The sequence below is a fragment of the Serratia sp. JKS296 genome (genome assembly GCF_900215445.1).
In the GTDB taxonomy this organism is placed as follows: Bacteria; Pseudomonadota; Gammaproteobacteria; order Enterobacterales; family Enterobacteriaceae; genus Serratia; species Serratia marcescens.
Genome location: NZ_OCMX01000001.1, coordinates 1,165,038 through 1,190,927, shown reverse-complemented (window position 1 = coordinate 1,190,927; position 25,890 = coordinate 1,165,038). Strand labels below are relative to the sequence as shown.

Below are 25,890 nucleotides of genomic sequence, written 5' to 3'. Positions count from 1 at the left end.
TCTTTTAACAATCGCCAATTAGCTATAAAAGAAACACTTCCAGCCGAAATCGCCGCACAGATCGACGCCGCATACAATGTGCTGACAGAGCAACTCGGCGAGACACTCTTGGGCATCCATCTGTATGGATCTGCGGTCGATGGCGGTCTTAAACCCAACAGCGATATCGACATCTTGGTCGTCATCAGCAAGCCGCTGATGTCAACCACTCGGGCCGCCCTCATGAAAGCTTTGCTGACCGTGTCGGCTCCGCCAGATGCCGACAGTATTTTTCGCCCGCTGGAAGTCACCGTGCTGGTACAGACCGACATCAAACCTTGGCGCTATCCGCCACGACGTGAGTTACAGTTTGGCGAATGGCTGCGTGAAGAGTTGCTGGTGGGAATTGTCTCCCCCGCCACCTTGGATCCTGATGTGGCGATCCTGCTTACCAAAGCCCGGCAGCATCATCGACATCTGTTCGGCGCCTCCTTTGAACTCCTGTATGACAGCGTCCCTCGCAGTGACTTCATCGCCGCGCTCACCGATACCCTGAGTCAATGGAACGAACCTGATGACTGGCATGGCGACGAATGCAACATTGTGCTTGCGCTGGCGCGCATCTGGTTCAGCGCGGCAACCGGTCGGATCGCCCCCAAAGATGTGGCCGCCGAATGGCTGCTGGAACGCTTGCCATCTGAACACCAGCCGGTACTTAGCACCGCGCGGCGAGTTTATCTCGGACAAGCGATAGATGACCTGTCTCAGCATCAGCAACCGTTGGCGGCATTCATCGGCTATGCCAAAACGACGATCGCAAGTCTATTGACGACAACAGCATCGCAATAAGACGCAGGCCTGTCGACACCACTTATCGTCTGCACTTTTTGATGCAGGGACGGATTTTGTTCATAGCCGCCGCCCCCTGCATGATTCGCTTCGCAGCGCCATCCGGGTAATGTATAGTCCGCGTTTTACGGAGATCCCATGCTGACCAACTCATCCATTCGTTTGAACAAATACATTAGCGAGAGCGGCATCTGCTCACGCCGCGACGCCGATCGATACATCGAACAGGGCAACGTTTTCATCAACGGTAAACGCGCCACCGTTGGCGCCCAGGTATTTGCCGGCGATGTCGTGAAGGTTAACGGTCAGCTGATCGAACCGCGCAATGAAGAAGATCTGGTTCTGATCGCGCTGAACAAACCGGTCGGCATCGTCACCACTACCGAAGACGGCGAGCGCGACAACATCGCCGACTTCGTCAACCACAGCAAGCGCATCTTCCCGATCGGCCGCCTGGACAAGGATTCGCAGGGGCTGATCTTTCTGACCAACCACGGTGACCTGGTCAACAAGATCCTGCGCGCCGGCAACAATCACGAGAAAGAGTATCTGGTGACGGTCAACAAGCCGGTGACCGACGAGTTTATTCGCGGCATGGGCGCCGGCGTGCCGATGCTGGGCACGGTGACCAAAAAGTGCAAGGTGAAGAAAGAAGCGCCGTTCGTGTTCCGCATCACGCTGGTGCAGGGGCTGAACCGTCAGATCCGCCGCATGTGCGAACACTTCGGCTATGAAGTCACCAAGCTGGAACGCACGCGCATCATGAACGTCAGCCTGAAAGGCTTGCCGCTGGGCGAATGGCGCGATCTGACCGATGACGAGCTGATTGAGCTGTTCAAGCTGATTGAAGGCTCTTCGTCAGAGGCCAAGCCGACGAAGAAAGCCCCGGCCAAATCTGCCCCGGCGAAAAAGCCGAGCGCCGGCGGGCCGAAAAGCGCCGATAAAACCGCTGCGCCGGCCGGCCGCAAGCGCTTTACCCAGCCGGGGCGCAAGAAAAAAGGGCGTTAAACGCCTTCCCCCGCTCAGCCCGCCGTTGCGCGGGCTTTTTTATCATAAAAGTCAGTCGCAGGCCGCCAATGAGTTCTCACCATAAAAAAGGCCCGCATCAAGCGGGCCAGTCGGTACCAGAGAAGTCTAGAGGGAAAATCAGAACGACCAGCGCAGGTTGGCGTTGACCGAATTAACGCGGGTATCGGCGCCGAATTGCCCCTGATAGCCGACATCCAGCGTCGCGGCGCGCGACAGTTTCACGCTCACGCCGATATCGCCCACCATCACGTTGTCATCCACGGCCTGGCCCTGCGTGACGAACGCGTCGCTGCCGGCAAACGCCATGCGCGATGAGGTGTTCTTATCGCCGTAAGCATGTTGCCATCCGAGCGAGCCGTAGAGGCTGACGTTCTTCGGCAGTTCGGTCACGCCGCGCACCCCGAGCGTGGAGTAGAAGGTATTCATCGTTTCATTGCGCACGCTCAACGCCGCCGCGCCGCCCGACTCCTGGAAGCTGTCGGTATGCAGGCGGATATAGCTCAGGTTAATGAACGGTTCGACGTTCATCTCCGGCTGGCCGAAACGGTAACCCGCTTCGGTGAACGCCAGCAGCGAGTTCGCGTCGTAATCTGACTTCAGCCGATCCGAGAAGCCGCTGAAATCGACGTTGCGCTTGCCTTCAATCTTGTGCCAGGTGTAACCCAGCGCGCCGCGCAGTGAGAACGCATCCTGCTGCCCGGCCGCATACAAACCGAGGTGGTAGTTGTCGGTATCGGCCTTGGAGCGGCGGCTGTCAACGTCGTAGTCGCCGCGGCTGTAACCGAAGTAACCGCCAATGCGCACGTTATGGTCCGCCAGTTTGCGATCAGCCCCCAACAGGAAGCCGGTGGTGTTTCCATCCAGCTTGCCCACGTTGCCGTTGCCGCTGTTTCTGCCCCAGGAACTGAAGGTCTGCCCCCAGACGCCGCTGTTTTGCGCCTGCGCCGGTTGCACCAGCGACATCGCCAACGGCGGTACCGGCAGGCTGTCGTTGTCGAACAGGCGCAGCATGCGCTGGTTCAGCACGTTGAACAGCTGGGTGCTACCGGCGATCAGGTTAGACTGCATCGACGGATAGACTTCGCCGGACAGCTGATTGAACGCCTCGCGCGCTTCCGGCGCGCTCAGCAGCAGCAGCGAGTTGTACAGCGCCAGCGAAGGGCCGCTCTGCGTCAGCGTCGAGAGCGCGCCGGCGGTATTCCACTGGTTGCCGCTTTCGGCCACCGTTTGGAAAATGCCCGGCTTGCCGCTGCCTGGGTTCTCGCCCCCCGGATTTTCACCGCCCGGGTTTTCACCGCCCGGGTTTTCCCCGCCCGGATTCTCGCCCCCAGGATTCTCACCGCCCGGGTTTTCACCGCCCGGATTCTCGCCGCCCGGATTTTCCCCGCCCGGATTCTCACCGCCCGGGTTTTCCCCGCCCGGATTCTCGCCGCCAGGGTTTTCCCCCCCCGTGTCTTTCTGCGCGATGGTCAGATCCACGGCGTTGGCGCTGTGCTTCAACGCCACATCGAGGAAGGCAGACTTGGAGACCGCCGCCGCGAACTGGCCTTCAATGCCGCCGTCCGAGGTCAGAATGCGGTAGCTTTGGCCAGTTTTATAGCTGGTTTGCGGATCCAGCGCCGTCACCTGCACTTTGGCCTGATCGCTGATGGTGGTTTTGCCCGCCACCAGCAGTTGATCGCTGCGTCCGTCGCCGGCGATATCGACGTCATAGAAGGATTCGCCGATAAAGTTCAGGTAGCGTTTCAGCGTCAGCGTGCCGATATTGCCGTCGCCGGGCGAGATATGGCCGCCGGACAGGATCTCGGTCTGGCCCAGCGTGCCGTTGCCGCCCAGCGTGCCGCCGGCCTTGATCGACGCTGCGCTGCTGTAGCCCTGCCCGTTATTGACATCGGCGCCCGCCGTCGCGTTGAGGATCAGCGTGCCGCCGTTCTCGGCGCTGAGGGTTTGGATCTCAAAGATGTCGTCTTCTTTCTGGGTGTTGATGTCGCTGGCGATGATGAGCTTGCCGCCGCGCGCGGTGACGTTCGCCTGCAGGCCAGTGAGATCGCCGTTCAGCGTCGTATGCCCGGCGGTGTTGATCACCTCGCCTTCGCCGCTCATCTTGTTGCTGAAGACGTAATTGCCGTCGGTATGGTTGAAGTACACATAGCTGCGGAACAATCCGCCCCGCAGGGCGATCGCCGTCTGGGCATCGATAGTGCCTGCAGCGCCCGCCGCGCCGAGCGTCGGCTCGGTCAACCCGGTGCCGGTATCCATGTTGCCGCGGCTGCCGATAATCAGCGCGCCGCGGTTAGAACCGGAACCGGCCTTGCCCAGCACCACTTCGTTGCCGCCGGCGGAGAATGTCCCGCCGTCCATGACCGCCAACACGCCATTGCCGTAATCGCCGACGTTGACACTGCTGCCGCTGGTAAACCGTGAGCCGTTGCCGGCGATCGTCAGCTCGGCGGTTTTACGCGCGCCCGAGACGCCCGCCACCTGAATATTACCGACGTTGACCGCGCCGCCGTTCAGCACGTCCAGATCGCCGTAAAGCGTGAGCGCGCGGCCGACGTTCCATTGGGAATTGGCCCCCGTGACCGTGGCTTTCGGGCTCAGCGTATCGGTCTCGCCCGGCCCGCTGCCATTGCCGATGCGCGCGTCAAAGGCGGTGTTCAGCACCGCGCCGTCTTCAATCGCCAGCGTGGATCGCGCCCCTAAGTCGGTGCCGACGCTGAGAAAATTGCTGGTGACGCGAGAACCGGCGCCGGTGGCGATAAGGTGGCTGTCGTAGCCGCGGGTGGTGCCGACCACGATCTCTTTCGCGCTGGCCAGCGCGCCGTCTTCAACCCGCAAAGTGCCCCGCCCCAGATTCAGGCCGCCGCGCAGCACGAACTGATCGTTCACCGCGTTCAGCTCGGCGTTCGGCCCGCGGACCGTGACCAGGCTGTCATGAATTTGGCCGTTGAACATCCGGCCGATATTGATGTTATAGGCGCTGATCTTGCCATTCTCGATCAGCAGGTTGCCGCTTTGATTACGGCCGACGTAAACGTCCCCGGTGTAGGCCAATGATTCGGTAATTTTTGAGTCGCCGTCAAAAATGGCATCGTCTGCGCGAGCGATATCGGCAGGCGCCAGCATCAACAACGGCGCGGAAAATAGAGCGAGGTAAAGTTTGGAAAGCGGTGTTCTAACCGCTAAAGGGTGCGATGTCTTGTCATTCACGGGCTATCTCCGTACTCGTTAGCGTGATGTCGCGAAATTTATTGTTATAGGGAACTCAATACACTAGAGGAGGTGTGAGGCGTTATTTCGCGCACGCCGGTTTAGTGATCGTCGAAGCAAAAGCTTATTGCCCCCCGGCGCTGACGCTCCGACGATGAAAAACCAGGAAGCGGTAATACCGCCCCCCAAAGCGAATTATTTATGCGTGACCACCGGCGTACAGGTCGGCGCGCTCAGCGACGGCGATGAACCTAAAATTCCCGGCATCATCAGCGACGAGCAATCGAAAATGCGGCCTTTTTCCGTGGTGGCGCGATAAGAAAGTTTTTGGCCGCCCAGCGCATCCGGCTGCGCGCCATTGACGTTGGTCACGGTAATTTCGTCCGACGATCCCAGCCCCAGCATTTTGGCGGTTTCCGCCTGCAGTAATGGAATGGCCTGATCGGTTTTCAGGGTGGAACAACCGGCTAGCATCATCGTAACGGTTAAAGCGATAAGTGGTTTCTTCATAAATTATCCTTTATAACCAATCAGTTAAAATTACCGATTGGCTTTATGTTTTCTCTTATCCAAATCCTCGAATAATATATTTCCCTTTCCTAAACGAAAAAACCCTCCTAAAGTAGGGAGGGTTGATAATAATTCATCAGACCTATCTGATATTTGAAGGCGAAAGGAGAATCCTTTGGGGCAGGATTATGCGTTGGTCGTTGATGACCATCCATTGGTAGCAAGCGGCATCGCCAATTTTCTCAGCACGCATTGCCGATTCAAACAGGCGCATGTGGTGACCAATGAAGAAAGTTGCTACCGCCATATTAGGGAAAATGGCCCACCGCGTTTACTGGTGATCGATTTTTGGCTCTCTTCCGGTACCGCGTTGAAATTACTCAAAGAAGTAAAACAACGTTATCCGCAGGTGCGGATTTTGGTGGTCAGCGGCGACGAGAATAACGATATCTGGCAGAAAGTTAACAATGCCGGCGGGCATGGATTCGTGTTAAAAAACGAACCACCGGAATTATTCGCCAGGGCGGTTTTTGCGCTGAATAATAATCAGGAATGGTTCCCTGACGGTAATGAAGCCACCGTTAAAAGCCACCATGAAAACTTAAATAAATTCAATTTAACGCCGAGGCAAATCGACGTATTAACTATGATGCTGCGCGGCCTACCAAATAAAAGAATTGCGACGCAACTGTCTATTTCCGAACCCACCGTCAAAGAACATATCAGCAATATATTGAAAAAGATCGGCGTCAACAGCCGGGTGGAAGCCATCACGCTGTTGCACGGCAAACGGGATCCGTCGTCATGAGGTTTTTCCAGCATTTACAAAATGATGGCATCTCCCCGCGCGCGCAGATCCGCCTGCTGGACAACACCTTCATGCGGCTGGTGTTCAGCTTCACCGCCGTGCCTTTTGTCGGCATCCCTTTCGCCATCTGGATTTATTTGCTGGGCGACAAGCTCGGCCCAACCATTGCCTGGATCATCGTTTACCTGCTATGCGCCGTGGCGATCCGAATAGGGCATCGGCGCTACCAGCGCGAAGCCAAAGAAAATGATGAAGACGCCGTGCTGCGCCGCTGGCTGCCGCGTATTAATAAGGTGGCCTTTATTCACGGGTTGGGGATCTCATCACTCTATTTAATTACGCCGCAGACCCATAACTTTGACTTTTTCCTGCTGCTCAATATCAGCATCGCCGCGATCGTCGCCGCCAACGCAACGCACCTGACGCCCGTCATCAGCACCTTTACCCGCTTTTTCTTCGCCTCCTGGGGGCTGCTGAACCTCGGCATCATCTGGCGGCTGGAAGACGTGATGTTCATCGTGCTGATGCTTAACTTGTTGTACGGCTTCGCCATTTACCGCCACGCATTAACCTCGCATGCGTTCTTTATTCAGCAGGCGCTGCTCGAAGAGCAAAGCTCGCGCCTGGCGGAGCAGTTCCGCCAGGCTAAAGAAGAGGCGGAACAGGCGCTGTTGGACAAGAACCAGTTCCTGACCACCGCCAGCCACGATCTGCGCCAGCCGGTGCACGCCATGGGCTTTCTGATCGAGGCCATCATCCACAAAAACCGCGACGACAGCCTGACGCCGCAGCTGCTGGATCTGCAGCAGAGCGTGCGTTCGGTGCATTTGATGTTCAATTCGCTGCTCGATCTCAGCAAAATCGAATCCGGCAACGTGCGCACCGCCGCCACCCATGTGGATATCGGCGCCCTGCTCGACTCGGTGGTCACCCTGTTCCGCGAAGAGGCCAACAGCCGCGCCCTGACGCTGCGCACCTGGCGCCCCAGACGGCGTATCAGCGTGATGGGCGATCCGCTGCTGGTGCGGCAATCGCTGATCAACCTGATCCAGAACGCCCTGCGCTACACGCAACGGGGCGGCGTGCTGATCGCCATCCGCCCGCGCGGCGCCGAGTGCCTGGTGGAAGTGTGGGACACCGGCGTGGGCATCGCCGACGAAGAGAAAAGCAAAATCTTCTCCCCTTACTACCGCCCCGAGCTGGCGTGGAAAATCGACAGCGCCGGCCACGGGCTGGGGCTGGCGGTGGTGGCGCGCTGCGCCAAGCTGATGAAGGTGAAGTACGGCATGCACTCCGTCGAAGGCAAAGGATCGCGTTTCTGGATGCGCTTCACGCAATACATCGGCGAAGACAAAGCGCCGGAAACCGCGGCCGCCTACGACAACACCGCCACGCCTACCCGCTATGCGCCACTGCGCGGCGCCTGCCTGGTGGTGGACGATGATCCCTTGGTGACCTCCGCCTGGGAGAGCCTGATGAGCACCTGGGGCATCACCGTGCGCTGCGCAGCCTCCGCCGAGGAGGCCTTCGCCATCGTCGACGACGGTTTTACGCCGTTCGCCGTGCTGTGCGACCAGCGCCTGCGTTCCGGCGAGAGCGGTTTCGACATCCTGAAAGCGCTGTTCGAACGCCTGCCGGACGTGAGCGGCGCGATGGTCAGCGGCGAGTTCAATTCGCAAATATTGCAAGAGGCCGAGCAGGAAGGCTATCTGGTGCTGCGCAAGCCGCTGGAGCCGGCCAGGCTGCATGCGCTGCTGACGCAGTGGGGGGCGGCATCTTAGCGGGCCAGATGACGCAGCAGGCCTTCAAGGTTACGCTCCCCCTCCGGGGTTTGCGCACCGGCCTTCAGCCCACCGCGGATCAACCGCTCCGCGGCCGGGCGTGCGAACAATCCCGCCCAGGCGTCGTGCTCGCGATAAAAACCGGCCTGCAGATCCAGTGCAGGCATCGCCTGCTTGGCCGCCGCAATCACGCCCACAGGCAATGCCGCGATATTGCGTGCTAACCGATCGACGAAATCATCCAGCTCGGCAGCAGGCAAGGCGCGGTTAATCCAGCCATAACGTTCTGCGGTAGCGGCATCGATGAGATCGGCGCCCAGGATCACCTCCAGAGCGCGGCCGCGCGTCATTCGGCTGGTCAGATACTGCGTCGCACCGCCGCCGGGCGTAATGCCCATCAAGGCCTCGCACTGGGCCAGTCCCGCCGCTTCCCGTGCAGCGAAAGCCATATCGGCCGCCGCCACAAACTCGGCGCCGCCGCCGCGCGCCAGTCCGGCCAGCTTAACGAGAGTGACCTGCGGCTGGCTGCGCAGCAGCTCGCCAAACGCCTGGAACGGATTTAGCCCCTCCGGCGCGTTGCTCGCCAGTTCGTCGAAAGCGTGCGGCTCATCGATCAAGGTCATATCGACGTGAGCAATAAAGAACGCTGGGTTCGCGCTCTGGAACACCAACACCCGCGTATCCGGATCGTCACGCACCGCGAGCAATAAACGGCTGATTTCCGACATCAGCGCCACATCAAGCACGTTTACCGGTGGGTTATCGATAGCGATCGTCATCACGCCGTGCGCATAAGACAGCCTGAGTTTGCTGAAATCTGTATCTGTCATCTCAATGTCCTTTTACCTGGGGTACAAGTGCGGGTTATTCGCGCCGTGTTTCAAATGGTATACTTTGCATACCTGGCGTCAATTACGCACCTTAAGCATCCCAGGGATGCAGGAGGATACCGATGGATAAGACCGATGTTGTTTACCGCGCCGACTGCCCAAGCCGCATCGTGCTCGATCAGATTGCCGATAAATGGTCCATGATGGTGCTGGAAGTGCTGCGCGAGCCGCAGCGTTTCAACGCCATCAAGCGCCGTCTGGATGGCGTTACGCAACGCGTGCTGACCCAGACCCTACGCAAGCTGGAACGCAACGGCATGGTGCATCGCAAAGTGTTGGATGGGCGGGTGCTTGGCGTCGAGTATTCGCTGACGCCGCTCGGCAAATCCCTGCAGGGGCCGTTCTCGATACTGTTCGACTGGACGTTAGGGAATATCGAGGCGATTCAGGAGTGCCAACGTAAGTATGATGAGCAGGGCGAGTGATGCGATCCCCCATAGATAGGTTCAGAGAGATCGAGCATGGCCCGTTCTTTTTAACGTAACCGATGGTCTCTACTTTCTTCATGCCCCCTGGCGCTATCAAATCATACCAAGGTCAGAACATAGGCCATATTTAGACCACAAACGATGTTCGGCTTTACTTATGGCTGACAACAGGCAGAAAAGATATGGCCATATAAAGAAAAACCCTCTGTAAAAACAGAGGGTTTCAGTCACTTCGGCCTAGTTACGAACAGGCTGCGGGAAGTGTCAAATCACTCCCACTCGAACATGAATAATTATAAAAAACATCCATAAATCATATTGTTATTTCATTCAAGCCAGCTGATACCACGAAAAATACCATTGGTGAAAAAGTATTTTCGCAGGTACTGCACTACTCTATGCGGGTAACAACCGGGAGTTGCCACCGCTTTCATTCGCCGCGACGGCGAAGGTATTCAGCGAAAAGAGGAACCGAAAAATCAAGGTATCCATGATCTGTACTGTAGATCATGCCCTTGGAAATGATGTTGGCCCGAGCTGGACCCAGCGATGACTGATCGCGTTCCATCTCCTTAGCAATACTTGCCATCGGATATGGTCCATTACCAAGGGCGGCCATCGCCATCACAAACTGGATCTCGGCCTTGGTAAGTCGGTCATACCGAACCCTGAAGAAGCCTGCATCCAGGCCGGTGAGAGTTTCAGGGTAAGCGCGCTCAACATCAGCGAGAGTGATCCCAGGACCTGGGGCAATATCCCATGAGGTAGAACCCCACTCTTGCAAAAAGAATGGATAGCCTTTCGTTCGAGCAAAAATAGCATCAAGAGCTGCTTCCTCTATCGCTTCTCCTTCATCCTCAACAGGCTTGCGTACTGCAAGCTTTGCAGCTTCTTCATCAAGCGCGCCTACAGCTGGGTATTGGAACAGTCGCTCCGCATAGGACTTTGCCTCACCAGCCAATTTAGCAACCTGAGGAAGTCCTGCCCCAACCATAACCACAGGCAAACCGCGCTGAGCCATTCGATGCATTGCAACGATGAGCGCAGACAAATCATCTTCCGAGAGATATTGAACTTCATCGATGAGCAGAACCCAGCCCTTGCCGGCAGCTTTTACGCCTTCACCAATTAAAGTGAACAGGTCTGGAAGGTCGTGCTGCAGATCGCCGCTATCAGCGAGCCCAGGCTCTGCACCTTCAACACCGACCTCAATACCGCCTATGTCGATTTTGAAGATCGAGGCAAAATTGCGAAGGGCGCCCATACCCCGACTGGCAATCTGCTTTGCCGCTTCGAATCCCGAAAGAGAACGCATCACCCGTCGAAGCTCTGGATAAAGGAGAGTTGAGAGAGTGTTTTTCTCCGGCGCCTCAAGCTGAGATACGAGCATCTCCTGCTCTCTTGCGATATTCCCGATTTCGTTGAGTAACACCGTTTTACCTACTCCACGTAGGCCCAAGAGCATCAGCGATCGCGCAGGCTTTCCTCTCACTGCACGCCCGCAGGAAATGCGAGCCATCTCCAAGATAGGATCTCGGCCAGCAAACTCGGGCGGAGGAAAACCAGCGCCGGGGGCAAAAGGATTACGGTAGGGGTCCATCACAGCCTCATTAGATAAATAGCGAAAAATAAGCAAAGCTAGTATTTTTTGCTATCATCCCATAGAGATTGATACTTTCCAATAAGAACGATCAAGCTTTACATTCGCTTGGATCCCAAGGGGAAAATGCGCTGCTCCTGGTGCCGCTGCCCCGAAGGGGCAGCGTAGGCATTATCGGAGCTTTTCTTATTTACTAGGATAGTCGCGAACTTGAAGTTCCCAATCCCGAACCGTGGCTCGCCCAATCAGTTCGATACGTAATTGGATATTCTCTCCGTCGGTAAGCACTCTCGATGCCATGTCAGCATCACCCAACCGAATATGGTATCGACATAACTTTCTGATGATACCTGCACTGCGCACCATGACCAACGCCATTAGTGACGTAGTATTTCTCGCAAATATTAAATATTATTAGACAAAATCAAATAGTTGAAGCTCATACCTACTCCCACTCAATTATCAATAGCCCCGCATAGACCAGTAAATCCGAAGTCGACAAGGCACGAAAAACTTTAAAACCATGAGAAATACCATAGAGGATCAAAATCAACTTTGAGAACCTGTCCCGCTTGGAAAATGTCTAGGAGACCAGAGGCGATTCAGTGTTAGTCCTGAGGCGTTTAGCAACCATCGCAGTTTATCCACCTGCCTAGTCAGCTAGTCGGATGTGACATGCGCCGACTAACCTACACAATGAGCGCTGCACGAGAATTCTCAACCAGGGTTAGCAGGCAACTCGAATACATGCTCAGCGCCGAACCACGCGGTGATCTGATCAAGCGCTGCCTGGCTCAGCAGTTGAGTGAAAAGCAGAGCCAAACGGACCTTGGGTCGAGAGCACGCAACGTAGAAGAGATTCCGATTGCTTTCGAATTTTTCACGCCTATTCGCCGGTGGCCCCGGCTGAAACCACTCGAGCATTTCAGCGAAATTATATTGGTTCCAGCCGCGCCCCAACACCACGATCACGTTTTCGAATTCGGCTCCCTTGACCCCGTGTTTTGTGGCAAAAGGCGTATGCCCATCAATGAATTGGTCTAGCGCGATCAGCTCTGTGTAAGATACTGCCCTGAGCTTTCGAAGCTGGGTAATCCTGCGTGGCTCGTCCTCACCTGGTTCAACACCGGCGGCCTGTAACCCTTGCTCATTCCGTAGCACAGCATTGGGGAGCTGCATCTGCGGCACGGCTATGATGTAGTCAATCACCTCGCCGATGGTACCGGTCAATCTCAGTTCGAGGAGTGCATCCATTGCCTCAGCCCAAGCGGCTTTATCGCTGTGCCTTCGAATCGTTGGCCGATCGCTTGCCAGGTGCCCGAACATCGCACCGTATCGGCGCTGTTGGTATGCGACACACGCTGGCTCAAGCTGATCTGCCAAATACTTGATGTGAGGATCTTCCTTCTTCAGCCACGGACCATTGTACTGCCCATAAATTTCAAGGATCGAGGAATATCCCTGCTCACGAGCAATACCTTTGTGATTCAGGATGAGAATTTTGGTCGTTTTCGGAGAGAAATCCCATCCTTCCACTCTGAGCTGAGCTTTCAAGTATTCGAAGTAGGCACTAGCAGCCTCAGGACTGGTGTCGCCAGTCCAGTGTCCTCCCCCGCTTCCTGTCCGTCGCTCTCCAGGCCAGAGGTTGGTGTGGAATACTCGGGCTTCACCGATCAAGTTAGGATCGCTCACTTCCTGGTGCAGGCCTGGCCGCATCTCATTCAACACATCGACAATCCGCGATGCTGAACGGAAATTCGCATTTTTTTCGATCGGCTGAAGGGCGTCATGCACGACTAGGCCGCAGCCCTCGTCGTAGATTTTTTGCCAATGGTCACCAAACAGGCCAATCATCGGTCCCTCACCGCGATCTAGAAACCACGACTTCAGTGCACCGACAAAATGTTCATCCGTGTCCTGATATTCGTCGACAAACAGGATCGGGTATCGGGAAGTCAATACGGCCCTGAACTTCGGAGACGTAAGCGCCTGAACCATCAATGTCAGGACATCTTCGTGCCGAATCGAGACCTCGTCCTCCGATACGCGTGGAATACCCATTTCGTAATGGATGCGCCTGTTACCTACGCCACCCACCGGCTCAAAACGCTCTCGCCAAAAAGCTTCAGCGCCAAGAAATCCTCTCAGTGATGTTTGAAAATCTCTGAGCAACGACCAGCAAAAGCCATGGACGGTCTCGGCTCGGATTGCAGAATGCGCTTGGAAGCGAGAGATGATCTCGTCTTTCGCCACATTGGTGTAAGTGATACACGCGACTTGCTGACGCTTCCGGATCAACGCAGGACCTCGGTGTTCAATCAATCGACTGAGCGCCTTCTCCAGCGAATAGGTCTTACCAGCCCCAGCACCTGCTTCTAGGCGAAAGCTTAGACCTTCATCCAAACAAGCGAACATGCGTTCAAGTGCTTCTTGCCCTGCTCTGTCCGCGGGACTTTCGTGATTGTCAGACATCGCCTTGCTCTCCTTCAGCAGCTGCTGCCTCACCAACAACCTCTACAACTGCGGCCATGGCCCGAGCAGCCATTTGGGCATCAGCGACCGGCGTCCCAACTGCTAGCCAACGCAATCCTTCAGCAATGTATCTAGGCACGTTCCAGTTCGTATCATCGATCGCGTATTTCAACGCAAAAGCTGATTTTTTCTGGTCCGCCGCATACTCGTAAGCTAGGGATGCGACATCGCCCTGCCCCAGCTGAAATCGATCACGGTTCGCCAGGATGAACGCGTCCTCAAAGCTTCTGCCTGAAGGTCCGGGTTCGCTCCCCTCCGGAATTTGGTAAGCGATGCGCCTCAACCCTATCGTCTTATCTGCTGGCGTTTTCGCCAGCAGTTGGGCAGGAGTGACTTCGGCCCCAAACCAGTCTTTGAGGCACGCATTGCTCGTAAACAGACCCTCTGAAACGAGACAAGCTTTCCGCTTTCTTTCTGCATTCGGTTTGACGGAGTCGATGTCGGTAACGATCAGCGTGCGCAGTTCCAAGAAGGTGAGTAGATCATGAAACCGATGTGCATACGCGCCGCCAACCTCCATAACCGTCAAGTACTGACTAGCCAACTGAGGTTCACCCACCGCAGCCGCGTCAGTTTTGGCGATCATGGTTGGTAGCAGCAATCGCTCTGAAGTCCCCTCGATCAAGATGGCTTTATCTGCAAAGAACAGGTCGCATCGAGTGAGCGTCAGGTACTGATAGAGAAAATCTCTGTCCGGTGCAGGAGCCTGGCCCATACCCTGCCTCAGGTCTTTGATTTTGGACTGCCGGATCCCGTTTTCACCGCTCACAGAGAGAAAGTAACGCATAGTTTCGAAGCGCGCTTCGTTGGCCATGTGTGGAGAGTGGGTGGAAATTACAAACTGCACTGGCCACGGACGGCTGCCATTCAGCTGCTGCTCAAATGCCCCCTTGATCATGTGCAATTGTCGGATGAAGACCTCCTGCATTTGCGGATGCAAATGTGCTTCAGGCTCTTCAATGAAGATGAGGTGTACGCTTGCGGCTGCCGGCGTAGCTTGGAACTCTCTGAAGAATTTCAGTAATTGCAGAAGGATGTACACCAGGTTACGGACGCCGAGTCCGTTGTAGCTTTCCGGGAGTGTCAGGCCGTTTACCCCCCTGTATCTGACCTGCGTGTGGTCTTTAAGCAGGCGCTCGACATCGAAGGTCGTCACAGTGGTGAGGCCGGGGTCTTCTAGCCCTGGGTAGCCGAAAAGCTCGAACGTAGGGAGCAGCGAAGTCAGTCCGGCGTTGAAACCGTCATGTAGCTCCTTTTGAATTTTCTCTACCGCTCCATGGAGCTGCTCCGCCGTAGTTCGTTTCTCGGGATCTGCGGGGTCAGTCAATGCCGATTGGAACAGCACCTCCACCACCTTCCCAAGGACATCGCGCTCTCGGTGTGTATCGTCATCCAGGCCCCGTTGCGCATTGATGAATCCGCCGCGGATCAACGTGGTGAGTGATTTTAGGTCGAGGTCCTTGCGGTTCGTAGGATCATTGGGGTCAACTGCTTCCAAACGGGGCTCGTAGGCCCCTACCAAACGCTTCTTTATCAGGCTGAAGAAGCTAGGACGTTGATCCTCCTGCACAGGGTCGGGGGCATTCGTTTCTGCGAAAAGCGACTCAAGGGCTGTCGCCCGCGGTCCATACGTCAGGACGATGCGCGCGCAAGAGCAATCTGGATCTAGGTCTACTATGCATTCGCTGAGCTGCCCCAGGTCTGGGGCATCCACGTCATAGGAAATGTCCAATGTGACCCTGACAACGGGAAGCATGGCAGCAACGTCGGAGCGAGCTATTCCGCCGTGAAACGCATTGAATGCCGTCCAAAACTCTTCGTGACTCCCCAGGGAGAAATCCTCAAGCCTGAAAGAGGGAGTCCGGTCTGAAAGGAGCCGGCGGAACACCTCAGCTACGGAGGTTTTGCCGCAATTGTTGCGCCCGACGATCAGTGTGGTGCCGTCTTCTAGGCCAAGACTGACGTTCTGAAGCAGTCTGAAATTTTGAATCCCAACGCGCTCGATCCGCATGATGTCCCTACCGTGAAATCATATGGCCATCACTGTAGATGGCTGAATTGAAGTAATCAATACAGGGACAATTCCCCTAAAAGCACCCGCTGTATGCGACCGGCAGGTTTGGATGGTGAACGGCCCTTCACTAATGGCAGGAATTGGCCGTTAGCTGCCAGCAACCAAAGGCAGTAGTCGGCCACTAACCCCAGCACAACCTCCTGCCTGGAACTTAGCTGGCTCCGATACCATGCCTAGAACGCTCCACCAAGCATGGTACCGAGATAGATCTTATGACTTAGCCTTTTCGAGCCATGCGAAAGACCATTAACATTACAGAGCGCATCAGCCTAGAATCATATTTTATCTTTAAAAATAAAAATATTAATAAAAAACCTTACTCCCACTGTCTATGCCAGACACCAAATCATTCCCACTCAATCGTCGCCGGCGGCTTGCCGCTGATGTCGTACACCACGCGGGAGATGCCGTCCACTTCGTTGATGATGCGGTTGGAGACGCGGCCGAGGAAGTCATACGGCAGGTGCGCCCAGTGCGCGGTCATGAAGTCGATGGTTTCTACCGCACGCAGGGAGACCACCCAGTCGTATTTGCGGCCGTCGCCCATCACGCCGACCGAACGCACCGGCAGGAACACGGTGAACGCCTGGCTGACTTTGTTGTACAGGTCGGCCTTGTGCAGCTCTTCGATGAAGATGGCGTCGGCGCGGCGCAGCAGATCGCAGTACTCTTTCTTCACTTCGCCCAGCACGCGCACGCCTAGACCCGGGCCCGGGAACGGGTGACGGAACAGCATGTCGTACGGCAGGCCCAGCTCCAGGCCGATCTTGCGCACTTCGTCTTTGAACAGCTCTTTCAGCGGCTCGACCAGGCCCAGCTTCATCTCTTTCGGCAGGCCGCCCACGTTGTGGTGCGACTTGATCACGTGCGCTTTGCCGGTGGCGGAAGCGGCGGATTCGATCACGTCCGGGTAGATGGTGCCCTGTGCCAGCCATTTCACCTGCTCTTGCTTGCAGGCTTCTTCGTCGAACACTTCAACGAACACGCGGCCGATGATTTTACGCTTGGCTTCCGGCTCGTCCACGCCCGCCAGCGCGGTCAGGAAGCGATTTTCCGCCTCGACGTGCACGATGTTCAGGCCGAAGTGGTCGCCGAACATTTCCATCACCTGCTTGGCTTCGTTCAGGCGCAGCAGGCCGTTGTCGACGAACACGCAGGTCAGGCGTTTGCCGATGGCGCGGTGCAGCAGCATCGCGGTCACGGAGGAGTCGACGCCGCCGGACAGGCCGAGGATTACGTGGTCTTCACCCACCTGCTCGCGGATGCGCTCGACTGCATCTTCGATGATGGTGGCCGGGGTCCACAGGGCTTCACACTGGCAGATGTCCAGTACGAAACGCTCCAGCATGCGCTGGCCCTGACGGGTGTGGGTCACTTCCGGGTGGAACTGCACGCCGTAGAAGCGTTTTTCTTCGTTGGCCATAATGGCGAACGGGCAGGTGTCGGTGCTGGCGATGGTCACGAAGTCGGACGGGATCGCGGTCACTTTGTCGCCGTGGCTCATCCACACGTCCAGCAGCGGTTTGCCGGCCGGGCTGATGGCATCTTCGATGTCGCGCAGCAGCGCGCTCTCTTTGACGATTTCCACCTGCGCGTAGCCGAACTCGCGTTCGTTGGAACCCTGCACATGGCCACCCAGCTGCATCGCCATGGTCTGCATGCCGTAGCACACGCCCAGCACCGGCACGCCGGCGTTGAACACGTAGTCCGGGGCGCGCGGGCTGCCGGCTTCGGTGGTGCTTTCCGGGCCGCCGGACAGGATGATGCCGCTTGGGTTGAATTCGCGGATCTGCTCTTCGCTAACGTCCCAGGCCCACAGTTCGCAGTAAACGCCGATTTCGCGCACGCGGCGGGCGACCAGTTGAGTGTATTGCGAACCGAAGTCCAGTATCAGGATGCGATGCTTATGGATATTTTGTGTCATGTGAGGCGAATTCCAGCAACAAGAGAAAAAGAGCGAAAATGTGTGTTTTGGGATGGGGCTTAACGCCCCACCCCGGCCTCTCACTCAGGAGAGGTTAAGGCATTAGCCCATGCGGTAGTTCGGCGACTCTTTGGTGATGGTCACGTCGTGCACGTGGCTTTCCTGAATGCCGGCGCCGCTGATGCGCACGAACTCAGCCTTGGTGCGCAGATCGTCGATGGTGGCGCAGCCGGTCAGGCCCATGCAGGAGCGCAGGCCGCCCATCTGCTGGTGCACGATGGCTTTCAGCATGCCTTTATAGGCCACGCGGCCTTCGATACCTTCCGGCACCAGTTTGTCGGCGGCGTTATCGGTCTGGAAGTAACGGTCGGAAGAGCCTTTGGACATCGCGCCCAGCGAGCCCATGCCGCGGTAAGATTTGAACGAACGGCCCTGATACAGCTCGATTTCGCCCGGGGATTCTTCGGTGCCCGCCAGCATGGAGCCGACCATCACGCAGGATGCGCCCGCGGCGATCGCTTTGGCGATGTCGCCGGAGAAGCGGATGCCGCCGTCGGCGATAACCGGGATGCCGGTGCCTTCCAGCGCTTCCACCGCGTCGGCGATGGCGGTAATCTGCGGTACGCCCACGCCGGTCACGATGCGGGTGGTACAGATGGAGCCAGGGCCGATACCCACTTTCACCGCGCTCACACCGGCTTCAGCCAGCGCTTTGGCGCCCGCAGCGGTCGCGACGTTGCCGCCGACGATCTGCAGATCCGGGTACTTGGCGCGGGTTTCGCGGATGCGCTGCAGCACGCCTTCGGAGTGGCCGTGCGAGGAGTCGATCAGCAGGACGTCAACGCCTGCCGCCACCAGCGCGTCAACGCGCTCTTCGTTGCCGGCGCCGGCGCCGACCGCCGCGCCCACGCGCAGGCGGCCGTGCTCGTCTTTACAGGCGTTCGGTTTACGTTCCGCTTTCTGGAAGTCTTTAACGGTGATCATGCCCAGCAGGTGGAAGCTGTCGTCCACCACCAGCGCTTTTTCTACGCGCTTTTCGTGCATCTTCTGCAGCACCACGTCGCGCGCTTCACCTTCTTTCACGGTGACCAGGCGATCTTTCGGCGTCATCACCGCGGTGACCGGCTGGGTCAGATCGGTCACGAAGCGCACGTCGCGGCCGGTGATGATGCCGACCAGCTCGTTGTCTTCGGTAACGACCGGGTAACCGGCGAAGCCGTTGCGCGCGGTCAGCTCTTTCACTTCCTGCAGCGTGGTGGCCGGAGTAACGGTCTGCGGGTCGGTGACTACGCCGCTTTCATGTTTCTTCACGCGGCTGACTTCTTCAGCCTGGCGCTCGATGGACATGTTTTTGTGGATGAAGCCCAGGCCGCCTTCCTGCGCCAGCGCGATGGCCAGGCCGGATTCGGTAACGGTATCCATGGCTGCGGACAGCATAGGGATGTTCAGGCGGATGGTTTTGGTCAGTTGAGTGCCGAGCTCTGCGGTGTTAGGCAGAACCGTGGAGTGGGCTGGAACCAAGAGGACGTCGTCAAACGTCAGAGCTTCTTTAGCGATACGTAGCATGGGCAATATCTCACCAGGGTGGGCTGTGAAAAAGATAAAATATTGCCGCGGCATTATACAGAGCGGAATCGGTTGCCTCCAGCACTTTCTTACAAAAAGTCTTGATTACCTTTTTCAGCCATGTAGTATCGACCAATTAAGTGATTGTTTTGAAATTTGATCTGGGTCACATGACGCTACCTGTTTCGCCTTCCATTTTTACCGTAAGCCGCCTCAATCAGACGGTTCGCCAACTGCTGGAAAGGGAAATGGGGCAGATTTGGCTCTCCGCCGAGATCTCCAACCTCTCCCAGCCCGCCTCCGGCCACTGGTATTTCACGCTGAAAGACGATCGCGCCCAGGTGCGCTGCGCGATGTTTCGCAACAGCAACCGCCGCGTCACCTTCCGGCCGCAAAACGGCCAGCAGGTCTTGGTGCGCGCCAGCATCACGCTGTATGAACCGCGCGGCGACTACCAGCTGATCGCCGAGAGCATGCAGCCCGCCGGCGACGGCCTGCTGCAGCAACAGTTCGAGCAGTTGAAACAGCGCCTGAGCGCTGAAGGGTTGTTCGATCAGCAGTTCAAGCAGCCGCTGCCCGCGCCGGCCAAGCGCGTCGGGGTGATCACCTCCGCCAGCGGCGCGGCGCTGCACGATATCCTGCAGGTGTTGCAGCGGCGCGATCCGTCGCTGCCGATCGTCATCTACCCCACCTCGGTGCAGGGCGCGGAAGCGCCGATGCAGATCGTGCGCGCCATCGAGGCCGCCAACCGCCGCGACGAATGCGATGTGCTGATCGTCGGCCGCGGCGGCGGTTCGCTGGAAGACCTGTGGAGCTTCAACGACGAACGCGTGGCGCGGGCGATCTTCGCCAGCCGCATTCCGATCGTCAGCGCCGTCGGCCATGAAACCGACGTCACCATCGCCGACTTCGTCGCCGACCTGCGCGCGCCGACCCCTTCCGCCGCCGCCGAACTGGTCAGCCGCAATCAGCTTGAGCTGTTGCGCCAGCTGCAGTCGCAGCAGCAGCGGCTGGAGATGGCGATGGATTACTACCTGGCACAGCGCCAGCAGCAGTTCACCCGCATTCACCACCGTTTACAGCAGCAGCATCCGCATCTGCGCCTGGCGCGCCAGCAGACGCTGCTGTTCAAGCTGCAACGCCGGATGGAAGACGGCATGCAGCAGCAGCTGCGCCAGGCCGCCCGCCGCAGCGAACGCGCCCAGCAGCGGCTGGCGCAGGTGCAGCCGCAGGGCCGCATTCACCGCTACCAGCAGCGCGTGCAGCAGCAGGAATACCGTCTGCAGCAGGCGATGGAGCGGCAGCTCAACGCCTACCGCCAGCGCTTCGGCGTGGCCTGCAGCCAACTGGAAACCGTCAGCCCGTTGGCGACGCTGGCGCGCGGCTACAGCGTGACGCAAACTCCGCGCGGCGAGCTGCTGAAAACCACCAAGCAGGCGCAGGTCGGCGAACTGCTGAAAACCCGCCTGCAGGACGGCTGGGTGGAAAGTGAGGTGAAAACCATCACCGTCGCCAAAAAGCCGCGCAAGAAACGCGCGGCCGAGTAAGCCTTACTCCAGCGTAAAACGCTCGCCCGGTTCGCCGTTCACCCACAGCGCGCGCGTTTCGCCTTCCGGCAGACTGAGTAGCAGCGTGCGCCAGGCCGGGCGGAAACGCCCTTCCGTCGTGATATCCAGCATGATGCGCTGAGGGTCGCAGCGCATTTCCCAGCGCAGCCACAGCGCATCGCCCTGCCGCCAGCCGTCGCTTTCACCGTCGTCCTCAAACAACAGCCCGCTGCTTGCGCCGCAGCCCTTGAGCGGAAACAGCCGCAGCTCGCGCCGATCGTCGGCGGCCACGTCCACATGCGCCAGCCGCTGCGACAGCGGTAGCGCCGCCCCGGCGCGCACCAGCAGCGGCAGACGCTCCAGCGGCGCCGCCAGCGTCACCGTCTGGCCGCCGCCGAACCACTGGCCGCTGTAGAAGCAGTACCAGCCTTCGCCGTTATCCGGCAGATACACCGAACGGCGACGTTGCCCCGGTTCCACCACGCTGGCCACCAGCAGATCGCGGCCGATCAGAAAATCGTCGTTCTCGCCGAAGGTGCGCGCATCCTGTTCGTGATCGAGGAAGGTCGGGCGCAGCATCGGCTCGTCGTCGGCGCAGGCCTGCCACAGCAGGGTGTAGAAATACGGCAGCAGCCGATAACGCAGGTTGATCGCCTCACGCACCGCCGGGGTGGCGGCCGGGTACATCCAGGGCTCGTTGACCGTCGCATCGTCGTTCCAGGAGTGGATGGTGAAACGCGGGTGCATCACGCCGTTTTGCACCCAGCGCACCAGCAGCTCCGCGTCCGGTTTGTCGCCGGAGAAGCCGCCGACGTCGTGGCCGAGGTTATACAGCCCTGAGAGACTCATGCCCAGCCCCATGCGGATGTTGTAGCGCAGCGTCTGCCAACTGGTGCGGTTGTCGCCGCTCCAGGTCTGCACGTAGCGCTGCATGCCGGCGCAGCCGGAGCGCGAGATCAAGTACGGCCGCCGCTGCGGCGCGAAGCGCTGCTGGGCCTCCATCGAGGCGCGCATCATCAGCAATGGCATCACCGGTCGGATATGCTTGATGGCGATCGGCCGCCCGAAGCCGTGGCAGCGCGCTTCGCCGTCCCACACTTCGTATTCGTTGTTGTCATTCCAGGTCGAATCGATGCCCATCTCCAGCAGCTGCTGCGTGACGCCCTGCTGCCACCAGCGCACCGTCGCCGGATTGGTGAAGTCGAGGTGCGATCCCTCGTCGTCCCAGAAGCTGGAGCGCTCCGGCGCGTCGCTTTGCGAATCGCGGATAAACAGCCCCTGCGCCGCCACCGCCTGATACTGCGGGTGATCCTGCAGCAGGCACGGCTTGATGTTGGCCGCCAGCCTGAGGCCGGCGTCGTGAAACGCCTGGCTGAGCAGCTTGGGCTGCGGCACCTTGTCGTAGTTCCAGTTGAACACGTAGCGCTTGTTGTTGATCGAGGTGTAGCCCGACGACAGCTGGAAAGAGTCGCAGGGAATGGCGTGCTGGCGGCACAGCGCAATGAACTGTTGCAGCTGCTGCTGGGCGTCCGGCGCGTCGGTGTAGTGCATGGTCGAGCCGCTGTAGCCCAGGCTCCACTTCGGCCCGAAGTGGGTGCGGCCGGTCAGGCGCACGAACGCCTTGGTGACGTCCAATACCTTCGGCCCGAGGAACAGGTAGTAATCCAGATCGCCCGCTTCGGCCTGATAGCGGCGATAGGCCGTATGGTAGTTGTCTATCTCGTTGCCCAGATCCAGCCAGCAGCTGCTCAGGTTATCGTAGAACAGGCCAAAGCTCGCCTCCGGCCCACGGGTGATGGTGAACGGAATGTGTTTGTACAGCGGATCGGTGCTGGCCGCGTTGTACCCCATGGCGTCCAGATTGCGCATCTCGAAGCGGCGGCCGGTGCGCTCCAGATCGCCGGTTTTCTCCCCCAGGCCGTAATAGCGCTCATCGGCGAAGCGGCGTTGGTAGTGCGCCACGCCGTCGCCGTGCGCATTGAGCAGGTAGGCGCTGGTTGGCCGATCCGCCGCCAGCGGCCGCCACTCGCCAGCGGCATTGCAATGCTCCCATTCCAACCACAGCGGCTGATGCACCGTCACCCGCAGCAGCGGCGTGCTGACCACCAGCCGACCGCTCTCCTGGCGCAGCTGATAGCCCGGCAGGCTGAAGCCGGCGACGCTGAGCCGTTCGCGCCCTTCCCAAGGCACATCCTCCTGCGGCGCGATGCTCCAGGTGCGATCCAGCGCCAGCTCGCCGTTGCGCTTGATCAACACGCGGAACAAACCGTCTTCCAACACGTACAGACAGAAACGGTGACGTTCATCGACCAGCAGCTCGACATGGTCGGCATGCTGCGCCGCCAGCGTCCAATTTTTCAAGGTTTTCATAAATATCCCACTTAGCTGTGTGAAGGGGTTTTCTTACCGCCGCGCTCGGCGATCAGGGCAATCAGGAACACAGCGCCGATCAGATCGAAGAAGCCCATGGCGATAAACAGCGGGTTGAAGCCGATGGTGTCGGACACCGCGCCGATCAGCAGCGTGAACAGGAAGCTGGCGATCCAGGCGCTGGAGCCGCGCATGCCGTTGACCGTCGCCATCTGGTTTTTATCGAACGACTCCACCACCAGCGCGCTGAGCATGCAGGAGATCACCTGGTGGCCGAAGCCGCCGATCGAGATCAGCGCGATCGCCACATAGGGATTTTGGGTGATCGCGACGAACGCCAGCGACACCATCAGGAAAGCGCCGGTCACCGAGCTGGCGACCACGGAGTTGACGCGGCTGCAGCCGAACCATTTGCGATACAGGGTGGTGAGATAGCCGCTGGCGACGCTGCCGATATCTGCCGCCAGGAACGGCAGCCAGGCGAACATCGCGATCTGTTTCAGATCCATGCCGCGTTCGGTGGCCAGGTACAGCGGCACCCAGAAACTGAATACCGCCCAGGCCGGCTCGGCGAGAAAGGCCGGGATGGCAATGCCGTAAAACTTCTTGTTCTTGCACAGGCTGGCCAGCGAAGTGAAGAACGGCAGCTTCGGCATCACCGGCTCGTTGTCTTCGCGGATCAGATCCAACTCCTGCTGGCTAAGGTTCGGGTGCTGCTGCGGCGAGTGGTAGAACAGCCACCACAGCACTACCCAGATCAGCGCCAACCCGCCGGAGAACAGGAATGCCCCCTGCCAGCCGAAGGAGACGTGAGCGATGACAATGATCGGCGGCGCCAGCATGGCGCCGATGGAGAAACCGACGCCCGCCCAGCCGGCGGCGATCGGCCGCTCCTTTTTCGGGAACCAGTCGGAGATCGCCTTGGCGTTGGCCGGGGTGGCCGCCGCCTCCGCGCCCCCCATGAAGAAGCGCAGAATGGCCAATTGCAGCCAGCTGCCGGCGCCGGCGTGCAGCATGCATACCACCGCCCAAATGCCGGCGCAGATCAGAAAGCCCATCTTCAGGCCGATAACGTCGATCAGCCAGCCGCAGATCGGCTGGAACACTGTGTAGGCCAGCTGGAACGACGCCACTACCCAGGCATATTGCTCGGTGCTCATGTTCAGGCTGGATTTCAGCTCCGGCGCCAGAATGCCCAGCGAGTTGCGGGTGATGTAGTTGACCGTCACGCCCAGCAAGAACAGCGCCAGCATCCACCAGCGCAGCGATTTGAACTTGCGCCGGCCGCTCTGCGCGACCGCCTGATTGATCTCCACACTCATCGGTTCTCTCCCCGCGGCGGCCGGCTACGGCGACGCGCGTTTTGGTAGGGTACGTTGTGCTATCAAACACGGGACGGTGAAAACGGATCGGCGCCGTATCATTTGCCGACAGACAATCACAACCCCATGATTTATTTTTTGTTTTCTTTTTCGCACACCGTTAAAATTGGACTGACAGGTCGTTAAAATTGGTGTACCAATGCAGACTACTCAGCGATAGCGCACAGCGAAACGGGGTTTTTTGCAAAGATTTTCACTGGCGGGTGAAAAAATAGCCATAATGACCGTTAAATCCGGTCAAGACGCTGAAAATGCGCAGTGAAAATATTCTCATGGACGAATTTGAAGGAGATCACAAAATGAACGGAAAGCTGAAAATCCAGGAGATCGCCCGCCAAACCGGGCTGTCGATCAGCACCGTTTCCCGCGTGCTGGCCGGCAAGGCCAACACCAGCGCCGAGGCGCGCCGCAAGGTGTTGGACTGTGCGCAACAAAATGGCATTCTGCAGGGCATTTCCAGCGGCCGGCTGATGCTGAACAACGTGATGGTGTTCGCGCCGCAGCGCGCGTTCGACGTGCGCACCGACATCTTCTACTACAAGGTCATTCAGGGCATTGCCGCCGCGCTGATGGAGCACGAGGTGCGCATCCGCTACTGCGGGCTGGAAGAGCAACACAGCGACGGCGCGCTGTTTCTGGAAAAGATGAGCGATCCGCACACCGAAGCGGCGCTGATCATCGGCATCGACGACGAGCATATCCACACCCTGGCCGCCGATCTGCCCAAGCCCTGCGTGCTGATCAACTGCAGCGATCGGCAGATGCGGCTGGACAGCGTCTCGCCGGATCATCAGCTGATCGGCGATTACTCCGCCAGCTACCTGTTCCAGCAGGGGCACAGCCATATTCTCAACCTGCAGTGTCTGCGCCGCCACACCATGGAGCTGCGGCTGGCGGGCATCCGGCAGGCCTACGCCCGGCATCATCTGCCGTTCGACGACGGCCGCCATCTGATCACCACCTCCGGCTTCGGAGGCGAAGAGGCCGAGCAGGCGCTGACCACCTATCTCAACGGCATCCACGGTCACGCCCCGCTGCCGACGGCGATCCTGGCCGGCGGCGACTACATGGCGGTCGGGGCGGTCAAGGCGCTCAACAAGCGGGGGCTGAACGTGCCGGGCGACGTGTCGGTGATGAGCACCGACGGCTTCAACCTGGCGGAAATCCATGACGTGCCGCTGACCTCGGTGCAGGTGCCGCGCGACGAACTGGGTTACGAAGCGATCCAACTGCTGCAGCGGCGCATGCTGCGCGCCGACGCGCCGCCGTGCAATCTGCTGCTGCACGGCCGGCTGGCGGTGCGCGCCTCGGTGCGGCGCATCAGCCCGCACAAGACCGCGCCGGCGGTGAGCACGCATGACCACAGGCTTTATGACGAGTAGGCTACACTTAGGCACAGTGCATTCATTCG

At 58.6% G+C, this 25,890-nt stretch carries 17 protein-coding genes; 7 read left to right on the top strand and 10 right to left on the bottom strand.

The annotated features are described in order from the left end of the window. Positions 1-24: 24 nt before the first annotated feature. Both CRO23_RS05605 and rluF read left to right on the top strand, forming a co-directional pair. Positions 25-828, top strand: coding sequence for an aminoglycoside nucleotidyltransferase ANT9 (locus CRO23_RS05605; RefSeq protein WP_028127795.1), 804 nt, complete (start codon positions 25-27; stop codon positions 826-828). A 138-nt stretch (positions 829-966) separates the two neighbouring features. Beyond that, positions 967-1,836 (top strand): 23S rRNA pseudouridine(2604) synthase RluF, encoded by an 870-nt coding sequence (gene rluF, locus CRO23_RS05600; protein WP_016929734.1) that lies wholly within the window; start codon positions 967-969, stop codon positions 1,834-1,836. A gap of 138 nt (positions 1,837-1,974) precedes the next feature. Here the strand turns inward: rluF and CRO23_RS05595 are convergent, their stop codons facing one another. Together CRO23_RS05595 and CRO23_RS05590 are read right to left on the bottom strand one after the other, a co-directional pair. Next, entirely contained in the window at positions 1,975-5,067 is a 3,093-nt protein-coding gene (locus tag CRO23_RS05595; RefSeq protein ID WP_097101541.1) for an autotransporter outer membrane beta-barrel domain-containing protein, read from the bottom strand. Between the two features lie 195 nt (positions 5,068-5,262). Continuing rightward, entirely contained in the window at positions 5,263-5,577 is a 315-nt protein-coding gene (locus CRO23_RS05590) for a lipoprotein (RefSeq protein WP_004941478.1), read from the bottom strand. 175 nt (positions 5,578-5,752) lie between these two features. Here CRO23_RS05590 and CRO23_RS05585 point away from each other — a divergent pair, with 175 nt between their 5' ends. Further along, positions 5,753-6,385: a response regulator transcription factor gene (locus CRO23_RS05585; protein ID WP_060445267.1), complete on the top strand. Its 633-nt coding sequence runs from the start codon at positions 5,753-5,755 to the stop codon at positions 6,383-6,385. Then, positions 6,382-8,166 (top strand): hybrid sensor histidine kinase/response regulator, encoded by a 1,785-nt coding sequence (locus CRO23_RS05580; RefSeq protein WP_097101539.1) that lies wholly within the window; start codon positions 6,382-6,384, stop codon positions 8,164-8,166. The genes CRO23_RS05585 and CRO23_RS05580 overlap by 4 nt, the downstream gene beginning before the upstream one ends. Here the strand turns inward: CRO23_RS05580 and CRO23_RS05575 are convergent. Beyond that, positions 8,163-8,996 carry an enoyl-CoA hydratase/isomerase family protein gene (locus CRO23_RS05575; RefSeq protein WP_097101537.1) on the bottom strand — a complete coding sequence of 278 codons (834 nt, stop codon included), beginning with the start codon at positions 8,994-8,996 and terminating at the stop codon, positions 8,163-8,165. The two genes, CRO23_RS05580 and CRO23_RS05575, sit on opposite strands and share 4 nt — an antisense overlap. A 122-nt stretch (positions 8,997-9,118) precedes the next feature. On the opposite strand from CRO23_RS05575, the gene CRO23_RS05570 reads away from it, so the two are divergent. After that, a complete protein-coding gene (locus CRO23_RS05570; protein WP_097101535.1) occupies positions 9,119-9,481 on the top strand; it encodes a winged helix-turn-helix transcriptional regulator in 363 nt (120 codons plus the stop codon). A gap of 433 nt (positions 9,482-9,914) precedes the next feature. Here CRO23_RS05570 and CRO23_RS05565 read toward each other — a convergent pair whose 3' ends face one another. From CRO23_RS05565 to guaB, 5 genes are all read right to left on the bottom strand, one after another. Beyond that, positions 9,915-11,084: an ATP-binding protein gene (locus tag CRO23_RS05565; RefSeq protein WP_097101533.1), complete on the bottom strand. Its 1,170-nt coding sequence runs from the start codon at positions 11,082-11,084 to the stop codon at positions 9,915-9,917. Positions 11,085-11,801: 717 nt separating this feature from the next. Beyond that, complete coding sequence (locus CRO23_RS05560) at positions 11,802-13,556, bottom strand: UvrD-helicase domain-containing protein (protein WP_097101531.1); 1,755 nt, start codon at positions 13,554-13,556, stop codon at positions 11,802-11,804. Further along, entirely contained in the window at positions 13,549-15,627 is a 2,079-nt protein-coding gene (locus tag CRO23_RS05555; protein ID WP_097101530.1) for an ATP-dependent nuclease, read from the bottom strand. The genes CRO23_RS05560 and CRO23_RS05555 overlap by 8 nt, the downstream gene beginning before the upstream one ends. Before the next feature lie 409 nt (positions 15,628-16,036). After that, on the bottom strand, positions 16,037-17,614 hold the full coding sequence (gene guaA / locus CRO23_RS05550; protein ID WP_025303899.1) for a glutamine-hydrolyzing GMP synthase: 1,578 nt from the start codon (positions 17,612-17,614) through the stop codon (positions 16,037-16,039). 102 nt (positions 17,615-17,716) lie between these two features. Further along, positions 17,717-19,180 (bottom strand): IMP dehydrogenase, encoded by a 1,464-nt coding sequence (guaB, locus tag CRO23_RS05545; protein WP_004941460.1) that lies wholly within the window; start codon positions 19,178-19,180, stop codon positions 17,717-17,719. Between the two features lie 170 nt (positions 19,181-19,350). Between guaB and xseA the strand changes: the two genes are divergently transcribed. Next, positions 19,351-20,727 carry an exodeoxyribonuclease VII large subunit gene (xseA, locus tag CRO23_RS05535; RefSeq protein WP_060445301.1) on the top strand — a complete coding sequence of 459 codons (1,377 nt, stop codon included), beginning with the start codon at positions 19,351-19,353 and terminating at the stop codon, positions 20,725-20,727. 3 nt (positions 20,728-20,730) lie between these two features. Here the strand turns inward: xseA and CRO23_RS05530 are convergent, their stop codons facing one another. Continuing rightward, positions 20,731-23,097, bottom strand: a complete 2,367-nt coding sequence (locus CRO23_RS05530; RefSeq protein WP_097101528.1) for a glycoside hydrolase family 31 protein — start codon at positions 23,095-23,097, stop codon at positions 20,731-20,733. 11 nt (positions 23,098-23,108) lie between these two features. Next, positions 23,109-24,419 (bottom strand): MFS transporter, encoded by a 1,311-nt coding sequence (locus CRO23_RS05525; protein WP_097101526.1) that lies wholly within the window; start codon positions 24,417-24,419, stop codon positions 23,109-23,111. A 359-nt stretch (positions 24,420-24,778) separates the two neighbouring features. Here CRO23_RS05525 and CRO23_RS05520 point away from each other — a divergent pair, with 359 nt between their 5' ends. Beyond that, the gene (locus tag CRO23_RS05520) at positions 24,779-25,861 is read left to right on the top strand and encodes a LacI family DNA-binding transcriptional regulator (protein WP_079450436.1); all 1,083 of its coding nucleotides are present in this window, start codon (positions 24,779-24,781) and stop codon (positions 25,859-25,861) included. Positions 25,862-25,890: the final 29 nt, after the last annotated feature.

Bases quoted from the DNA above. Each gene is read 5' to 3' on its own strand.
- rluF (WP_016929734.1), top strand. From the start codon at position 967: ATGCTGACCAACTCATCCATTCGTTTGAACAAATACATTAGCGAGAGC.
- CRO23_RS05590 (WP_004941478.1), bottom strand. From the start codon at position 5,577: ATGAAGAAACCACTTATCGCTTTAACCGTTACGATGATGCTAGCCGGT.
- CRO23_RS05580 (WP_097101539.1), top strand. From the start codon at position 6,382: ATGAGGTTTTTCCAGCATTTACAAAATGATGGCATCTCCCCGCGCGCG.
- CRO23_RS05575 (WP_097101537.1), bottom strand. From the start codon at position 8,996: ATGACAGATACAGATTTCAGCAAACTCAGGCTGTCTTATGCGCACGGC.
- CRO23_RS05570 (WP_097101535.1), top strand. From the start codon at position 9,119: ATGGATAAGACCGATGTTGTTTACCGCGCCGACTGCCCAAGCCGCATC.
- CRO23_RS05565 (WP_097101533.1), bottom strand. From the start codon at position 11,084: ATGGACCCCTACCGTAATCCTTTTGCCCCCGGCGCTGGTTTTCCTCCG.
- CRO23_RS05560 (WP_097101531.1), bottom strand. From the start codon at position 13,556: ATGTCTGACAATCACGAAAGTCCCGCGGACAGAGCAGGGCAAGAAGCA.
- CRO23_RS05555 (WP_097101530.1), bottom strand. From the start codon at position 15,627: ATGCGGATCGAGCGCGTTGGGATTCAAAATTTCAGACTGCTTCAGAAC.
- guaA (WP_025303899.1), bottom strand. From the start codon at position 17,614: ATGACACAAAATATCCATAAGCATCGCATCCTGATACTGGACTTCGGT.
- guaB (WP_004941460.1), bottom strand. From the start codon at position 19,180: ATGCTACGTATCGCTAAAGAAGCTCTGACGTTTGACGACGTCCTCTTG.
- xseA (WP_060445301.1), top strand. From the start codon at position 19,351: ATGACGCTACCTGTTTCGCCTTCCATTTTTACCGTAAGCCGCCTCAAT.
- CRO23_RS05530 (WP_097101528.1), bottom strand. From the start codon at position 23,097: ATGAAAACCTTGAAAAATTGGACGCTGGCGGCGCAGCATGCCGACCAT.
- CRO23_RS05525 (WP_097101526.1), bottom strand. From the start codon at position 24,419: ATGAGTGTGGAGATCAATCAGGCGGTCGCGCAGAGCGGCCGGCGCAAG.
- CRO23_RS05520 (WP_079450436.1), top strand. From the start codon at position 24,779: ATGAACGGAAAGCTGAAAATCCAGGAGATCGCCCGCCAAACCGGGCTG.